The organism is Nioella sediminis (genome assembly GCF_001879695.1).
In the GTDB taxonomy this organism is placed as follows: Bacteria; Pseudomonadota; Alphaproteobacteria; order Rhodobacterales; family Rhodobacteraceae; genus Nioella; species Nioella sediminis.
The window spans coordinates 69,934-85,259 of sequence record NZ_MNBL01000016.1 but is presented as its reverse complement, the minus strand read 5'-3'; the positions used below and the strand labels follow the sequence as shown (position 1 = coordinate 85,259).

Here is a 15,326-nt window from a genome sequence, read left to right as displayed (position 1 = left end):
CCTCGCCCGCCGTGGTGGTGGGGATGCTGTCCTTGACGGTAACGGTCGGGCTTGCCCCCTTTGCCTGGGCGGTCTGGGTGCCGCCGACATGGGAACAGATTGGCTGGCTGTTCCTCGTCGCCTGCTTCGCCACGGCGGGGCATTTCACCATGACCATGGCCTTCAAGGCCGCGCCATTGACGGTGACGCAGCCGGTGACCTTCCTGCAACTGATCTGGGCCACGCTGCTTGGCGCGGTCGCCTTTGGCGAGCCCGCCGATATCTTCGTGATCATCGGAGGCGCGATGATCATTGCGGCGATCAGCTATATCACCCTGCGCGAAGCGATGCTGCGCCGCAAACAGGTGACGCCGGCGGTTGCGCAGACCAAGCTGTAGCGGCCGGCGTTCGTTTGTTGCCACCCGAATAGGCATCAGGTGCAGAGATTGCCTAGCGGCGATCCAACGCGGTGCAGGCGACGGTTCCGTCGTGTTGCGTGCGCTTGTCGCCGCGCCGGGCGGGCGTATTCCTGATCCCGTGGAGGATCACGAATGGCTTTGGAAGCGATCTTGTTTGGCGGGATCGGTGCGATCTCGGAATGTGCCGATTTGGACCGGGCGGCATGGAATGGCGCGTTTCGCGCGCAGGGGCTGGACTGGGACTGGAACTGGGACATGTACCAGCGGTTGCTGGCCACCCGTGACGACCGTTCACCCGTGGCGCGCTTCGCGGTTCAGCAAGGGTGCGCGGTGGATGTCGCCGCTGTGGAACGCACTCAATCGCATCTCTTCGCGGCGATGCTGGCCGAGGGGTTGCCACTGCGCCCGGGCGTGGCGGCGGTAATCATGGCAGCGGCGGGACGCGGGCTCAAACTGGGGCTGGTCAGCCGCTCTGCGACGGAACCGGTTCGGGCCATGCTGAAGGCGACGGCACGGGCGCGCGGCGGCGTCGGGTTCGACGTGGCGATCCTGCGCGACGACCTGCTCCACCTGCCGCCGCATCCCGAGGCCTATCAGCTTGCATTGGCGCAGGTCGGCGTGTTGCCCTCTGCCGCCCTTGCCGTGGTCGACAGCGCCGCGGCACTACAAGCCGCAGCCGCTGCGGGGATCGGCACCTTGGGCTTTCCCGGTGCCCTTGCACGGTCTGGCGGGCTCGGCGTGCCGGGGCAGGGCGGTGAGGTGGCGGTACTGTCCATGGCCGAGGTCGATGCCGCGTGGCGGCGCAGCCTGCGGCAGGCGGCGGAGTAAGCCTTTTTTCAGAATCCGCCGCCGCGATTGACCTCGGTCAAAGTCGGGCTTTCGTGCGCCCTGCTATCCATGCTGTCGGAACACGACAATAAGAGGAGCGCGACATGTCCCATACCCCCCATGAACTGGCCGAGGAATTCCCCGACAAGGTCGAGAAGATCCACGAGCTGAAGACCTCCAACGCCCATTTCGCCAAGCTGATGGACGAATATCACGAGGTGAACCGCGCCGTGCATCGCGCCGAGACCGGGATCGAGCCGAAAGAGGAACTGGCCGAGGTCGAGATGCGCAAGAAGCGCATGCATCTGAAGGATGAGATCGCGTCGATGCTGGCCAAGGCCTGAGCAGCTTTAGCTCTCGGATTGAACGCGGTCGGGGCTATGCCTCGGCCGCGTCTTCGTGTCCGGTGCTGCCTTCCACATAGGCCTGGAAGCGTTCGAAGAACTGGTCGGCCATCTTGCGCGCGAACCCGTCGATAAGGCGCGAGCCAAGCTGTGCGATCTTGCCGCCGACCTTGGCCTCGACATCGTAGAACAACTCCGTGCCGCCCTCGGCCTCCTCCAGCCGCACCTTGGCCTCGCCTTTCGCAAATCCCGCGACGCCGCCCTTGCCTTCGCCCGAGATCGTGTAGCTTTCGTTTTCGACGACATCCGACAGGGTCACCTCGCCCTTGAAAGTGGCCCTCACCGGCCCGACCTTTTGCTTGACGGTGGCGGCGAAACCCTCCTCGGGCGATCCCGTCAGTTCCTCACACCCCGGAATGCATTCCTTCAGAACCTCGGCAGAGTTCAAAGCCGCCCAGACCGTCGCCCGATCTGCCGCGATCACCCGGCTTGAATGCATTTCCATGATGGTTCTCCCGATTGCGTGTCGTGACAATTTGGCCGGGGTCGGCAGCCTGCGTCAACGTCCGATCTCATAGGGCAGCGTGCCGCGCTGATCCGGGTCGATGCGCAATTGGCGTTCCAATGGCGGCACGGACCGCTGGTGGCAATTCGTCCGTTCGCAGATGCGGCAGGAAATGCCAATCGGTTGATAGGCACTGGCGGTGCCGATATCCATGCCGTCCGCATAGACCACGGCGCTGGCATGCTGCACCTCGCAGCCAAGCCCGATGGCAAAGCGCCGCGTGGGCGCGTGAAAAGACCCGCCAGATTTCGACACATCGCGCGCGAGGCACAGGTAGCGTACCCCGTCGGGGGTTTCGGCCAATTGACGCAGGAAGCGGCCCGGTGTCTCGAACGCCTGATGGACGTTCCATAGCGGGCAAGCGCCGCCGAAGCGGGCGAATTGCAGCCGCGTGGCAGAATGGCGCTTGGTGATCGTGCCCGCCTGATCGACGCGGACGAAGAAGAAGGGAATGCCCTTGGCGCCGGGGCGCTGCATCGTGGACAGGCGGTGCGCCACCTGCTCGATCGAGGCCCCGAAGCGGACGGCCAGTTCCTCTAGGTCGTGGCGGGTTTCGCCTGCGGCCTCCATGAAGCGCCCGTAGGGCATCAGCACAGCGCCCGCGAAGTAATTGGCCATACCCACCTTGGCGATGGAGCGGGCGGTGTCGGTCTGGAAACGGGCAAGGTCGAGCGTCGCCTCCAGCAGTCGGCCCTGCGCAATCAGGGCGTATTGATGCAATAGCTGGAACCGCTGCGTTTCGGGGGCGGTGCGCGGCGACAGCGTCAGTTCTTTCCGTGAAGGATCATAGCGGCGAATACCGGCGTCGTCGGCGTAGCGCACGGCAATCCCCTGATCGTCGAATGCCGCGCGGATATGGGCATCCAGATTGCCACCCGCCTTTTCCGCAAACCGTTCGGCGGCATGGTCCACGGCGTCGATATAGTTGTCGCAATAATGGAAGAAATCGCGCACCTCTTCCCACGGGCTGGCGGCGACGCGGGCGCCTTCGCGGCCTAGCGCTTCGTCCAGCGAGGCCAGCCGTTCATGGGTCTGCCGATAGGCGCGGTGCAGGTCGAGGAAGGCGCGGGCCAATGCGGGGGCGTTCGACGCGGTCAGGCGCAGGTCGGGCAGGGGCGGGGCGGCCTCTGTAAAGACCGGATCGGCCAGTGCTTCACGCATGTCCGACACCAGCCGTTCGGTGTCGCCCGAAGCTAATTCGGTCACGTCATAGCCGAACTCCTGCACCAGCCCGAGCATCACGGACGAGGACACGGGCCGGTTGTTGTTCTCCATCTGGTTTAGGTAGGGCAGCGAGACGCCGAGCTTGGTGGCGAATTCCTTTTGCGTCAGGCCCATGCGTCCACGCAATTCGCGCAGTTTCGCCCCGGCATAGAGTTTCTGGATCGCCATGTTCGCCCCTTGGTTTGCAAAGTTACTATGGGCTTTGCAAAGCCGGGCGGCAAGAGGTCAGCCCGCGCCGACAAATCGTTCGCGGCGGATCGTGTAGACAATGGCAACGATGGACAGGGCCGAGCTGCCAAGCATAATAGCGACAAGCGGCATCGCGGTTGCGCTGCCGGCAAGCGAAGACCCGGCCAGATCCGCCAGCAATGCGCCCCCGGCGAGCATCACGGCTCCACCGACGCCCGAGGCCGATCCGGCCAGGTGTGGGCGCACGGACAGCATGCCGGAATTGCCGTTGGCCATGGTCATGCCATTACCAAGACCGACCAGCGTGACCGAGCCGAAAAACGTCTGTGCCGAATCCAGCCCCATGACGTGTAGGGTCACCGGGATCAACAGGCCCGCGGTCGAAATCGAGGTGCCGTAGAGGATCATGCGATTGATGCCCAACCGCACCGACAGCCGCGCCGCGACGAAATTGCCGACGAAGTAGCCAAGCGCCGGGGCGCCGAAAAAGAACCCTACCTGTGACGGCGTCAGGTGGTAGATCTCTGATCCCACGTAGGGCGCGCCGCCGAGATAAGCGAAAAACGCGCCCGAGGCGAAGGTCGTGGCCCCGCAATAGCCCCAGAAGCGGCGCGAGGTGAACAGCTCGGGATATTCGCGAATCTGGTCGCGGAAGCCACCGGTGCTGGCGCGCGCTGTCTCGCCCAGGTCAAACCAGGTCAGCGCCAGAACCGCCAACCCGGTTGCCAGTAGGAGCACAAAATTCGCCTGCCAGCCGAAGGTTTCTCCCAATATGCCGCCCACCACAGGCCCGATCATCGGCACCAGCGCCATGCCCATTGTCACGTAGCCGATCATCGCCGCGGCCTGCGGGCCCGGTACGATATCGCGTACCACGGCGCGGCCCAGGACCAGTCCGGCGACCACGACGGCCTGCGCCATGCGGAAGGCTAGGAAGATTTCGGCCGTGGGCGCGAAGATGCAGCCGATGGTGGCGAGGGAAAACAGGATGAAGCTGCCAAGCAGCACCGGCCTGCGCCCGAACCTGTCCGAAATCGGCCCGATTCCCAGTTGCAGGATCGCATTGATCAGCAAGTAGAGCGTGACCGAGCGCTGCATCAGCGCATAGTCGGCCTGAAAGTACTCTGCCATCTGCGGCAGGGTCGGCAGGAAGATATTCATCGACATCGCGCCAAGCGCCGTCGCCGCGATCAGGGTCGAGATGTGAGGGGGCGTGGACCGGTCTAGGTACCGGACCTCGGGGACTGAACTCATTGGTTTACTTAACGCCGCAATGATCCTCTTGTCCATGTGCGTTCTCGCACATTATTCACGATCATTTGCTAGTTAGCATTTGCAAATTTGGCAAATTCACCAAATTTGCAAATATGCCGGATTCAACTGGCTTTTCCCCGGAGACTCGCTAGGTTCCCCTCGAATTCGCAAAGACGGACGGGTCGCTCCCGCTCCGCTACGGGAGGAAGGGGACCCCATGAAAGACATCCTGCAGGAACTGGAACATCGCCGGGAAGAGGCCCGGTTGGGTGGCGGTCAGAAGCGCATCGACAGCCAGCACGCCAAGGGCAAGCTGACGGCGCGGGAACGGATCGACCTGCTGCTGGATGAGGACTCCTTCGAAGAGTTCGACATGTTCAAGACCCACCGTTGCACCGATTTCGGCATGGAGAAATCCAAGCCACGCGGCGATGGCGTGGTGACCGGCTGGGGCACGATCAACGGCCGCATGGTCTATGTGTTCAGCCAGGATTTCACCGTCTTCGGCGGGTCGCTGTCGGAAACACATGCCGAGAAGATCTGCAAGATCATGGATATGGCGATGCAGAACGGCGCACCGGTGATCGGCATCAACGATTCCGGCGGCGCGCGTATTCAGGAAGGCGTGGCCTCACTTGCCGGGTATGCGGAGGTGTTCCAGCGCAATATCATGGCCTCGGGCGTGGTGCCGCAGATTTCCGTGATCATGGGCCCCTGCGCCGGTGGCGCCGTCTACTCGCCCGCGATGACCGACTTCATCTTCATGGTGAAGGACAGCTCCTACATGTTCGTGACCGGCCCCGACGTGGTGAAAACGGTGACGAACGAGGTCGTGACCGCCGAGGAACTGGGCGGCGCATCGACCCATACCAAGAAATCCTCCGTCGCCGATGGTGCGTTTGAAAATGACGTGGAGGCCATGGCCGAGGTCCGTCGTCTGGTCGATTTCCTGCCCCTGAACAACCGCGAAAAGCCGCCCGTACGCCCCTTCTTCGACGATGTGGCGCGGGTGGAAGAGAGCCTCGACACCCTGATCCCCGACAATCCCAACAGCCCCTATGACATGAAGGAGCTGATCTACAAACTGGGCGATGAGGGCGATTTTTACGAAATCCAGGAAGACTACGCCAAGAACATCATCACCGGATTCATGCGGCTGGAAGGCCAGACCGTGGGCGTGGTGGCGAACCAGCCGATGGTGCTGGCGGGCTGTCTGGATATCGACAGCAGCCGCAAGGCCGCGCGCTTCGTGCGCTTCTGCGATGCGTTCGAGATCCCGATCCTGACGCTGGTGGACGTGCCCGGCTTCCTGCCCGGCACCAGCCAGGAATATGGCGGCGTCATCAAGCATGGCGCGAAGCTGCTCTTCGCCTATGGCGAAGCGACGGTGCCGAAGGTGACGGTCATTACCCGCAAGGCCTATGGCGGCGCCTATGACGTGATGGCGTCAAAGCACCTGCGCGGCGATTTCAACTATGCCTGGCCGACCGCGGAAATCGCGGTGATGGGGGCCAAGGGCGCAACCGAGATCATCCATCGCGCCGATCTGGGCGATGCCGACAAGATCGCAGCCCATACGAAGGACTACGAAGACCGCTTCGCCAATCCCTTCGTGGCGGCGGAACGCGGTTTCATCGATGAGGTCATCCAGCCGCGCAGCACCCGCAAGCGCATTTGCCGGGCTTTCGCCTCGCTGCGGGGCAAGAAACTCCAGAATCCGTGGAAGAAGCACGACAACATTCCCCTTTGAGCTTCTTTCTCGGGTCTATCCCCCACCCGTTGTCCGGCCGGCGGCACGGGTGGGGGAACCCCTAATTCAAGGAACCGATATGCGCAGGATCACGCACCGCATGATGCAGCGAGGGGGTGGGCAATGACCGCCCGCCGCTGGCATATCCTGCGTGAGGGTGCATCGCTGACGCTGGCGCGGCACCTGCCTGCGCGGTTTGATATCGGTGTGACCGCCGAATTTCCGAAGATGGGAAAGCTGCGTCTGGCGCAACAGGTCCGGCAGGACATGTGGCGCGCGTTGAGGGACGTGCGAGGCTTTTCCCCCGTGGTTCATGTGGAGGAGCAGGACCACGGGCTGAGGCTGCGCGCGGGCGGGCGGGTCGAGGGCCCCGCCCCCCGTGCGGGCCTCGAAACCACCATCGCAGGCGTGCTGGCCTGCCCCCGCAACCGCGCCCGTTGGGCGGCCTTCGCGGGAGCCCGTGCATGAGGGCGCTGGCGGTGATATTGGCGCTGACCGCGCTCGCAGGCTGCCGCGAGGAGGCGCTGGAGCTGCCCTCCGGCCTCGCCGTGGAGCTTGCGGGGATCGTGATGGAGTCGCAGCCCGATGGCGAAACCTGGCTGATCCTTCAGGTTCTGGCCCCATCATTGGCTGGTCGGCGTATCGGGGCCGAAGAGATGGCAGAGGATACCGGCGTGATCTGCGACACATGGGGGCTTGCGGCGGCGGGTGAAGCCGATCAGACCCCAGACCAGATCGTGGTGCAGGTGATGAGCGAGCGGGTGGAACGTGGCCAGCCCGCCCCTGGTGTCACGCAGGTCTTTGCTGGATACCGCGTTCAGGACGGGTCCTGCATCTGGGAGGATTTCTGATGACCCTACAACATGTTGCGAGACGTTCCTGCTGTGGATATCTTTCTGATGCAGCCCGGACACAGGACACATTCCTGCCATCATTTGGCTGCTTTTCCGCCCTCCTTTCGGGTATGATCAAATTTGGCCATGTGTGTACGGCCATTCCCGGGAACCCGGTCCGCCCCCAAGCGACCGGGACAAAAAACGATAGGAGAGCAGGATGTCCAACCGCATCAAAGCGCTTCTCGCTTTGGGCCTTCTTGTCGGCGCCGCAGCTTGTGCGCCGGCCCCAGAGCCGGAAGAAATCATCATCATCGACCCCGCGCCCATTCAGGCCGAGCCGGTGTACAGCAACAAATACGACTGACGCAGACCGGACCGGGCGGCCCAATCCCGTCCGGCCCATCCACGTCCCGGCAATCGGGGGGGCGTGGGCATGATCAAGCATCGTGGTTTTCCAGGCCGTATGCCCGGCACCGATTATCAGTTCACCATCCGGCGTGCGAACAAGGCGGGGGCGACACCGCTTGTTGCCCGCGAACGCTATGCCGACCGCCGTCCGGCCGACCGCCGTGCCGATGCGGCCTTTGTCGAGGCGCTGTGGCTCTATTTCGGCGATCAACCCTTCGAGCGCGGCAACCTGGATGCGGGGCGGCTGTCCTGGCTCTTCGGGCGCGAAGTGATCGCGCTGGATGATCCTTTTGATCCAGAGGATTACGAGGCGCTGTTGCAGCTGGACGTGGCGCGCGCGCGGGCCTCCTTCCCCGAGGCCTTTGACGGATCGGGCCATTGGGAGGGGTCGGCATGAACCTGCCTATGGCTTGCAGAATTGCGCAGAAACGCGCCCAAAAATCGGACCACGTTTTTTCCGTCTCGCGCCGCGAAAATCCCCGTGCAATCGTCACTGTGCCGGCCTTAGTCCCCAGCTTCAAACGGGCCGGTGGTAATGTGACGTGTTACCCTTCCCCTTCAGAGCGGCCCGTCGGCATTGACGGCGGGCCGTCTTTTTTCAAAGGTGGGTCACGCCACTCAAGAAAAGAACGGGAAGAGGCACGAGCAACATGCAGAAAATCAAACTTATTGCGGTGTGCGCGATCGCGGCAACGCTTCTGTCGGGCTGTTTTGCACGAACGGATCTCGATCGCGCGGCCGTCGGGGCCGCAGCGGGCGGCGTCGGTGCGGCGGTGCTTGGTGGCAGCGTCGCAACCGGCGCAGTTGTCGGCGCGGCTGCTGGCGCGCTTTGCGACGACGTCAATCTCTGCTGACACAACAGACATAGCATCTGCGCATCGCGCGCAGATCGGCAATTCAATGGGACCATCCGGGGCTGACCGCCCGGGATGGTCCTTTTTCGTTTCCACGCCTGCCGTGACGGCCCCGGCGTAAGAGGAGGACAAGGGACCATGTTCAACAAGATCCTGATCGCGAACCGGGGCGAGATTGCCTGCCGCGTGATGAAGACAGCCAAGAAGATGGGGATCACGACGGTCGCCATTTATTCCGATGCCGACAAACATGCGCTGCATGTTCAGATGGCGGACGAAGCTATACATATCGGACCTCCGCCTGCGAACCAGTCCTACATCGTCATCGACAAGGTGATGGAGGCGATCAAGGCCTCAGGCGCTGAGGCTGTTCACCCCGGCTATGGGTTCCTCTCTGAGAACAGCAAGTTCGCGGAAGCTCTTGAAGCGGCTGGCGTGGCGTTTGTCGGCCCCCCGGTCGGCGCGATCGAAGCCATGGGCGACAAGATCACCTCGAAGAAGATTGCACAGGATGCACAAGTATCCACAGTGCCCGGTTACATGGGCCTGATCGAGGATGCTGACGAAGCGGTGAAGATTTCCAACGAAATCGGCTACCCCGTCATGATCAAGGCCAGCGCCGGGGGCGGCGGCAAGGGGATGCGGATTGCCTGGAATGACGAGGAGGCGCGCGAGGGCTTCCAGTCGTCCAAGAACGAGGCCGCGAACAGCTTTGGCGATGACCGGATCTTCATCGAAAAGTTTGTCACGCAGCCGCGCCATATCGAGATTCAGGTTCTGTGCGATGCGCATGGCAACGGCATCTACCTGGGCGAGCGCGAATGCTCGATCCAGCGGCGGAACCAGAAGGTGGTGGAAGAGGCGCCGTCGCCCTTCCTCGACGAGGCGACCCGCAAGGCAATGGGGGAACAGGCCGTCGCGCTGGCCAAGGCCGTGGGCTATGCGAGCGCGGGCACGGTGGAATTCATCGTGGATGGGCAGAAGAATTTCTACTTCCTCGAAATGAACACCCGCCTGCAGGTGGAACATCCGGTGACGGAACTGATCACCGGTGTGGACCTCGTGGAACAGATGATCCGCGTGGCTGCCGGGGAACCGCTGTCGATCACCCAGGACGATGTGACTCTGACCGGGTGGGCGATTGAAAACCGTCTTTATGCGGAAGACCCCTATCGCGGCTTCCTGCCCTCTATCGGTCGTCTGACCCGCTATCGTCCGCCTGCGGAAACCGCCGCCGGGCCGATGCTGATCAATGGCAAATGGCAGGGCGATGCGCCCGAAGGCTCCTCTGCCGTGCGCAACGATACCGGCGTCTATGAGGGCGGCGAGATCAGCATGTATTACGACCCGATGATCGCCAAGCTCTGCACCTGGGCGCCGACCCGCGCCGAGGCGATCGAGGCGATGCGGATTGCGCTCGACAGTTTCGAGGTGGAGGGCATCGGCCACAACCTGCCCTTCCTGTCGGCGGTGATGGATCACCCCAAGTTCATCTCGGGCGATATGACCACGGCCTTCATCGCCGAGGAATATCCGGATGGGTTCGAGGGCGTGACGCTGCCCGAGGAAGAACTGCGCCGGGTTGCCGCCTCTGCCGCCGCGATGCACCGGGTGGCCGAGATCCGCCGCGCCCGTGTGTCGGGCCGGATGGACAACCATGAACGGCGCGTGGCAACCGATTGGGTCGTGGCGCTGCAGGGCGAAAGCTTCCCCGTGCATATCGACGCCGATCACGAAGGGTCGACCGTGACCTTCCCGGATGGGCAGGTGCTGCGGGTGGCCAGCGACTGGACGCCGGGCGACCAACTGGCGGTGTTGGATGTGAATGGCAGGCCGCTGGTGCTGAAAGTGGGCAAGATCACGCAAGGCTTCCGCCTGCGGACGCGCGGGGCCGATCTGGCCGTGAAGGTGCGCAGCCCGCGTCAGGCGGAACTGGCGGCGCTGATGCCCGAGAAGGTCGCGCCTGACACCTCGAAACTGCTGCTCTGCCCGATGCCGGGGCTCATCGTGAAGGTGAATGTCGAGGTCGGACAGGAAGTGCAGGAGGGCCAGGCGCTGTGCACCGTGGAAGCCATGAAGATGGAAAACATCCTGCGGGCCGAGAAGAAGGGCGTCGTGTCCAAGATCAACGCGGCGGCGGGCGACAGCCTGGCCGTGGATGACGTGATCATGGAATTCGAGTGATGACAGCATGCCCGCCATATGCCCCCGCCCGGATCTGGGCGGTGCACGGGCTCGGCTTTCTGGCCGGTCTCGGGGCGATGGCGGGTGTGTTCTGGCTGCTGCTGGCCGATTTCCTGAGCGATCAGGTCAAGGCCGGGCCTCTGGTGGGCGCGCTGCTGCTGGCGGTTGTTGCCGGGGCAGGGGTGTGGGCCGGGGCGTTGAAGCTGTGGCTTGGGCGTCGGTGGCTGAGCCTTGCCGGGATCGCTGCATTGGCGCTTTTACTGGCCGGTGGTGGCGTCATGGGCGCGGTGATCGGGCTTCAGACCGATCCTGCAACCTCGGGGCTGGTGGCGCTTGGCGCGCTCTTCCTTGCCGGGGGCGTGATCCTTGGCGGCATGGGGGGCGAGGCATGACCGAACCGGCCTATTGCGACAGCCCCATCTCCTCGATCCGCATCGGCAGGTTGTCGATGGCGCGGGTGATCTCGCGCACGTCCCACGGGTTGGGCTTGCGCAAGGCGACATGGCCGTCGCGCTGGATGATCACCATCGAAAACCCACGCGGGCGCAGCGCCTGCCGGACCGGGCTTTCGGCGTCGGGGTCGGAATCAATGACCACCACGACATCACGTTCCAGCAAGGGGCCGGGCCTTTCCAGCAGCAGGTCGATCTGGTCCTGGAAGCGGGGGTCGCGGTCGGTATCGGCAAAGACCACGATGGGCCGCGAGACCCACATAAGCTCGTCCAGCGTGATACCGCTTTCAACCGCGTCGATGACTTGCAGCACCGGCACGGCAACTTCCGCCTCAACCGGGGCGTCGGCCTGCTGTGCAACGCCCGGAAGGGCGAGCGTCAGGGCCAGCAATAGAAACAGGACTGCGCGCATGAAACCTCCGTATGTCAAAGATATAGGCGCGCGTTCCGTGAAAGCGAAGAGGCATAACCGCATGGGCGCAAGAAAGCGTCCCTGCATGGCGCGGGGCAGGGGCGATTGCCCCCCGGCGCGGGATTGAGAAGAGGACCGAGAAGATGAGCGACAAGACCGAAAGCTGGCAGGACATGGCGGCAAAGGAACTCCGGGGCCGTGCGCTGGATGACCTGACCTGGAACACGCTGGAAGGCATCGCCGTAAAACCCCTCTATACCGAGGAGGATACCGCCGATCTGCCGCACATGGGCAGCGTGCCGGGGCAGGAGCCGTTCACGCGGGGCGTCAAGGCCACCATGTATGCGGGCCGTCCCTGGACGATCCGCCAATATGCGGGGTTTTCCACGGCTGAGGAATCGAACGCCTTCTATCGCAAGGCGCTCGCCGCCGGGCAACAGGGCGTGTCGGTCGCCTTCGACCTGGCCACGCACCGGGGCTATGACAGCGATCACCCGCGGGTGGAGGGCGACGTGGGCAAGGCCGGTGTCGCCATCGACAGCGTCGAGGACATGAAGATCCTTTTCGACGGCATTCCACTCGACAAGATTTCCGTGTCGATGACCATGAACGGCGCGGTGATCCCGATCCTCGCCAATTTCATCGTGACGGGGGAAGAGCAGGGCCATGACAAGGCGTTGCTGGCGGGCACCATTCAGAATGACATCCTGAAGGAGTTCATGGTCCGCAACACCTATATCTATCCGCCGGAACCCTCGATGCGGATCATCTCGGACATTATCGAATACACCTCGAACGAGATGCCCAAGTTCAACTCGATCTCGATCTCCGGCTATCACATGCAGGAGGCAGGCGCGAACCTGGTGCAGGAGCTGGCCTATACGCTGGCGGACGGGCGCGAATATGTGCGCGCAGCGATTGATGCGGGCATGGATGTGGACAAGTTCGCCGGGCGGCTGTCCTTCTTCTTCGCCATCGGCATGAATTTCTTCATGGAAGCGGCCAAGCTGCGCGCCGCGCGGCTGCTGTGGCACCGGATCATGGACGAGTTCGGGGCGAAGAACCCCCGCTCCAAGATGCTGCGGACCCATTGCCAGACCTCGGGCGTGTCCTTGCAGGAACAGGACCCCTATAACAACGTGATCCGCACGGCGTATGAGGCGATGGCGGCGGCGCTTGGCGGCACGCAGTCGCTGCATACCAACGCTCTGGACGAGGCCATCGCCCTGCCGACCGAGTTCAGCGCCCGGATTGCCCGCAACACGCAGCTGATCCTTCAGGAAGAAACCGGCATCACCAACGTGGTCGATCCGCTGGCGGGCTCCTACTACGTCGAAAGCCTGACCGCCGAACTGGCGGAGAAGGCATGGGCGCTCATTGAGGAGGTCGAGGAGATGGGCGGCATGACCAAGGCGGTCGCCTCCGGCATGCCCAAGTTGCGCATCGAGGAAACAGCAGCGCGCAGGCAGGCGATGATCGACCGGGGCGACGAGGTGATCGTCGGCGTAAACAAGTACCGCAAGGATCACGAGGATCCGATCGACATTCTCGACGTGGACAATGTGAAGGTCCGCGACAGCCAGATTGCCCGGCTGGAGAAGATCCGTGCGTCGCGCGACGAGGCCGCCTGCCAGGCCGCGCTCGATGAACTCACCCGCCGCGCCGAAGAGGGCGGCAACCTGCTGGAGGCAGCCGTGGAAGCGGCCCGCGCCCGCGCATCTGTCGGAGAAATCAGCATGGCTATGGAAAAGCAATTCGGCCGCCACCGGGCCGAGGTCAAGACGCTGGCCGGGGTCTATGGCGCGGCCTATGAGGGCGACGAGGGCTTTGCCGCGATTCAGGCGGATGTGGAAAAGTTTGCCGAGGAAGAAGGCCGCCGGCCGCGGATGCTGGTCGTGAAGATGGGTCAGGACGGGCATGACCGGGGTGCCAAGGTCATCGCCACGGCCTTCGCCGATATCGGGTTCGACGTGGATGTGGGCCCGCTCTTCCAGACGCCCGAAGAGGCCGCGCAGGACGCCATCGACAATGACGTGCATATCATCGGCATCAGTTCCCAGGCTGCAGGGCACAAGACGCTGGCGCCCAAGCTGATCGAGGCGCTGAAGGCGGAAGGGGCCGGGGATATCATCGTCATCTGCGGCGGGGTCATCCCGCAGCAGGATTACGAATTCCTCTACAAGGCCGGGGTGAAGGCGATCTTCGGGCCAGGAACGAACATTCCCGAGGCGGCCAAGCAGATCCTCGACATCGTGCGCGAAACGCGCGGCTGATCCCTGAAACGATACACTGAAGGGCCCCGTCCAAGGCGGGGCCTTTTTCCATGCTTGCGCGCGTGCCACCGGGGGCGGACCGGCCGGGGCACCCGTGATACGCAGCGCCCGAAGCTCGGCAAGCCTCACGCGTTCGTGCCATGATCAGCGAATTTGCCAGCTTCGGCTTGAAAACCCCGCCCGTCAGGGGCAGCTTGGGGCAACTGACCGCCGTTCCTGGAAGGATGATCGCCCCATGGCCCTGCCCGTGAAACAGCAAGCGACCTATTGGGGAATCGCGGCGGCTGTCTTTCTGTTGCTCATGTGGTTTCTGGGGCAGGTGCTGTTGCCCTTCGTTGTGGGCGGGGCGATTGCCTATTGTCTCGACCCGCTGGCAGACCGACTGGAGGATCGCGGCTTTTCAAGGGCCTGGGCAACGGTTGTGATCTTTGCATTCTCGGTCTTGCTGTTCCTGCTGGCGCTGCTCCTGGTGCTGCCGATGCTGATCGGGCAGGTGATTGCCCTCGTGCAGGCCGCACCCGAGCTTTACGAAACCGTGCGCGATGTGCTGCTGGAGCGGTTCCCGACGCTGATTCAGGAAGACAGCGCCGCGCGCCAGACCATCGCCGATGTGCTGGCCTCTGCCCGCAGCCAGATCGGTACGGTGATTTCTTCGGTCCTGTCCTCGGCTGGGGCGGCCATCAACAGCGTCGTGGTTCTGGTGATCGCGCCGGTGGTGGCCTTCTACCTACTGCTCGACTGGGACCGGATGATTGCAGGCATCGACGACCTGCTGCCCCGCGATCATGCGCCGGTGATCCGGCAGCTGGCGTCCGAGATTGACCGGACGCTGGCCAGTTTCGTGCGCGGACAGGGGACGGTCTGCCTGATCCTTGGCATTTTCTACGCCATCGCGCTGATGTCCGTGGGGCTGAACTTTGGCCTCATTGTCGGGCTGATCGCCGGGGCGCTGACTTTCATCCCCTATGTGGGCGCTTTGGTAGGGGGTGTGCTGGCCATCGGCCTCGCACTCTTCCAGTACTGGGGGTATAGTGAAGTGGTGGATGGCGAGACCGTCCGCCATGCCACGGATTGGCTGCGCATCGGTATCGTCGCGGTGATCTTCGCCATCGGACAGGTGGCAGAGGGCAATGTGCTGACCCCCAATCTCGTTGGCAGCTCGGTCGGGCTGCACCCGGTCTGGCTGCTCTTCGCGCTTGCCGCGTTCGGCTCGATCTTCGGCTTCGTCGGCATGCTGGTCGCGGTGCCTGTCGCTGCGATGATCGGGGTGCTTGTGCGCTACGGGATGGCGCAGTATCGAGAGGGCAGGCTTTACAAAGGGCTTGAAGGCCGCGCCGAAGACGACGACATGTAAG

General features: G+C 63.5%; 17 protein-coding genes. 13 read left to right on the top strand and 4 right to left on the bottom strand.

Annotated features, from left to right (window positions below; translation table 11 throughout):
• From BKY26_RS01780 to BKY26_RS01770, 3 genes are all read left to right on the top strand, one after another.
• On the top strand, positions 1-377 hold a 377-nt coding region (locus BKY26_RS01780; RefSeq protein ID WP_146632862.1), incomplete at its 5' end, for an EamA family transporter.
• 153 nt (positions 378-530) lie between these two features.
• Complete coding sequence (locus BKY26_RS01775) at positions 531-1,226, top strand: HAD family hydrolase (RefSeq protein ID WP_071688684.1); 696 nt, start codon at positions 531-533, stop codon at positions 1,224-1,226.
• A gap of 104 nt (positions 1,227-1,330) precedes the next feature.
• Positions 1,331-1,570, top strand: a complete 240-nt coding sequence (locus BKY26_RS01770) for an HP1242/YdcH family protein (RefSeq protein WP_071688683.1) — start codon at positions 1,331-1,333, stop codon at positions 1,568-1,570.
• Between the two features lie 34 nt (positions 1,571-1,604).
• Here the strand turns inward: BKY26_RS01770 and BKY26_RS01765 are convergent, their stop codons facing one another.
• From BKY26_RS01765 to BKY26_RS01755, 3 genes are read right to left on the bottom strand one after another with little or no spacing between them, the layout of a single operon-like run.
• Complete coding sequence (locus tag BKY26_RS01765; RefSeq protein WP_071688682.1) at positions 1,605-2,075, bottom strand: SRPBCC family protein; 471 nt, start codon at positions 2,073-2,075, stop codon at positions 1,605-1,607.
• A 54-nt stretch (positions 2,076-2,129) separates the two neighbouring features.
• Complete coding sequence (locus BKY26_RS01760) at positions 2,130-3,527, bottom strand: helix-turn-helix domain-containing protein (protein ID WP_071688681.1); 1,398 nt, start codon at positions 3,525-3,527, stop codon at positions 2,130-2,132.
• A gap of 57 nt (positions 3,528-3,584) precedes the next feature.
• On the bottom strand, positions 3,585-4,802 hold the full coding sequence (locus tag BKY26_RS01755) for a multidrug effflux MFS transporter (protein WP_071688680.1): 1,218 nt from the start codon (positions 4,800-4,802) through the stop codon (positions 3,585-3,587).
• A gap of 217 nt (positions 4,803-5,019) precedes the next feature.
• On the opposite strand from BKY26_RS01755, the gene BKY26_RS01750 reads away from it, so the two are divergent.
• The 8 genes from BKY26_RS01750 (at position 5,020) to BKY26_RS01720 (ending at position 11,226) form a co-directional block, all read left to right on the top strand.
• Complete coding sequence (locus BKY26_RS01750; protein WP_071688679.1) at positions 5,020-6,552, top strand: acyl-CoA carboxylase subunit beta; 1,533 nt, start codon at positions 5,020-5,022, stop codon at positions 6,550-6,552.
• Between the two features lie 123 nt (positions 6,553-6,675).
• A complete protein-coding gene (locus BKY26_RS01745) occupies positions 6,676-7,020 on the top strand; it encodes a hypothetical protein (RefSeq protein ID WP_071688678.1) in 345 nt (114 codons plus the stop codon).
• Complete coding sequence (locus BKY26_RS01740; RefSeq protein WP_071688677.1) at positions 7,017-7,403, top strand: DUF6497 family protein; 387 nt, start codon at positions 7,017-7,019, stop codon at positions 7,401-7,403. Before BKY26_RS01745 ends, BKY26_RS01740 begins: the two co-directional genes overlap by 4 nt.
• Before the next feature lie 202 nt (positions 7,404-7,605).
• On the top strand, positions 7,606-7,752 hold the full coding sequence (locus tag BKY26_RS20390; protein ID WP_169829058.1) for a hypothetical protein: 147 nt from the start codon (positions 7,606-7,608) through the stop codon (positions 7,750-7,752).
• Between the two features lie 69 nt (positions 7,753-7,821).
• Positions 7,822-8,193: a hypothetical protein gene (locus BKY26_RS01735; protein ID WP_071688676.1), complete on the top strand. Its 372-nt coding sequence runs from the start codon at positions 7,822-7,824 to the stop codon at positions 8,191-8,193.
• A gap of 253 nt (positions 8,194-8,446) precedes the next feature.
• Complete coding sequence (locus BKY26_RS01730; protein WP_071688675.1) at positions 8,447-8,650, top strand: hypothetical protein; 204 nt, start codon at positions 8,447-8,449, stop codon at positions 8,648-8,650.
• A 138-nt stretch (positions 8,651-8,788) separates the two neighbouring features.
• The gene (locus BKY26_RS01725) at positions 8,789-10,834 is read left to right on the top strand and encodes an acetyl-CoA carboxylase biotin carboxylase subunit (protein ID WP_071688674.1); all 2,046 of its coding nucleotides are present in this window, start codon (positions 8,789-8,791) and stop codon (positions 10,832-10,834) included.
• Entirely contained in the window at positions 10,834-11,226 is a 393-nt protein-coding gene (locus tag BKY26_RS01720) for a hypothetical protein (protein ID WP_071688673.1), read from the top strand. Before BKY26_RS01725 ends, BKY26_RS01720 begins: the two co-directional genes overlap by 1 nt.
• A gap of 10 nt (positions 11,227-11,236) precedes the next feature.
• Here the strand turns inward: BKY26_RS01720 and BKY26_RS01715 are convergent, their stop codons facing one another.
• A complete protein-coding gene (locus BKY26_RS01715) occupies positions 11,237-11,698 on the bottom strand; it encodes a DUF4174 domain-containing protein (RefSeq protein WP_071688672.1) in 462 nt (153 codons plus the stop codon).
• 143 nt (positions 11,699-11,841) lie between these two features.
• Between BKY26_RS01715 and scpA the strand changes: the two genes are divergently transcribed.
• Entirely contained in the window at positions 11,842-13,971 is a 2,130-nt protein-coding gene (gene scpA / locus BKY26_RS01710; protein ID WP_071688671.1) for a methylmalonyl-CoA mutase, read from the top strand.
• 235 nt (positions 13,972-14,206) lie between these two features.
• The gene (locus BKY26_RS01705; protein ID WP_071688670.1) at positions 14,207-15,325 is read left to right on the top strand and encodes an AI-2E family transporter; all 1,119 of its coding nucleotides are present in this window, start codon (positions 14,207-14,209) and stop codon (positions 15,323-15,325) included.
• Position 15,326: the final 1 nt, after the last annotated feature.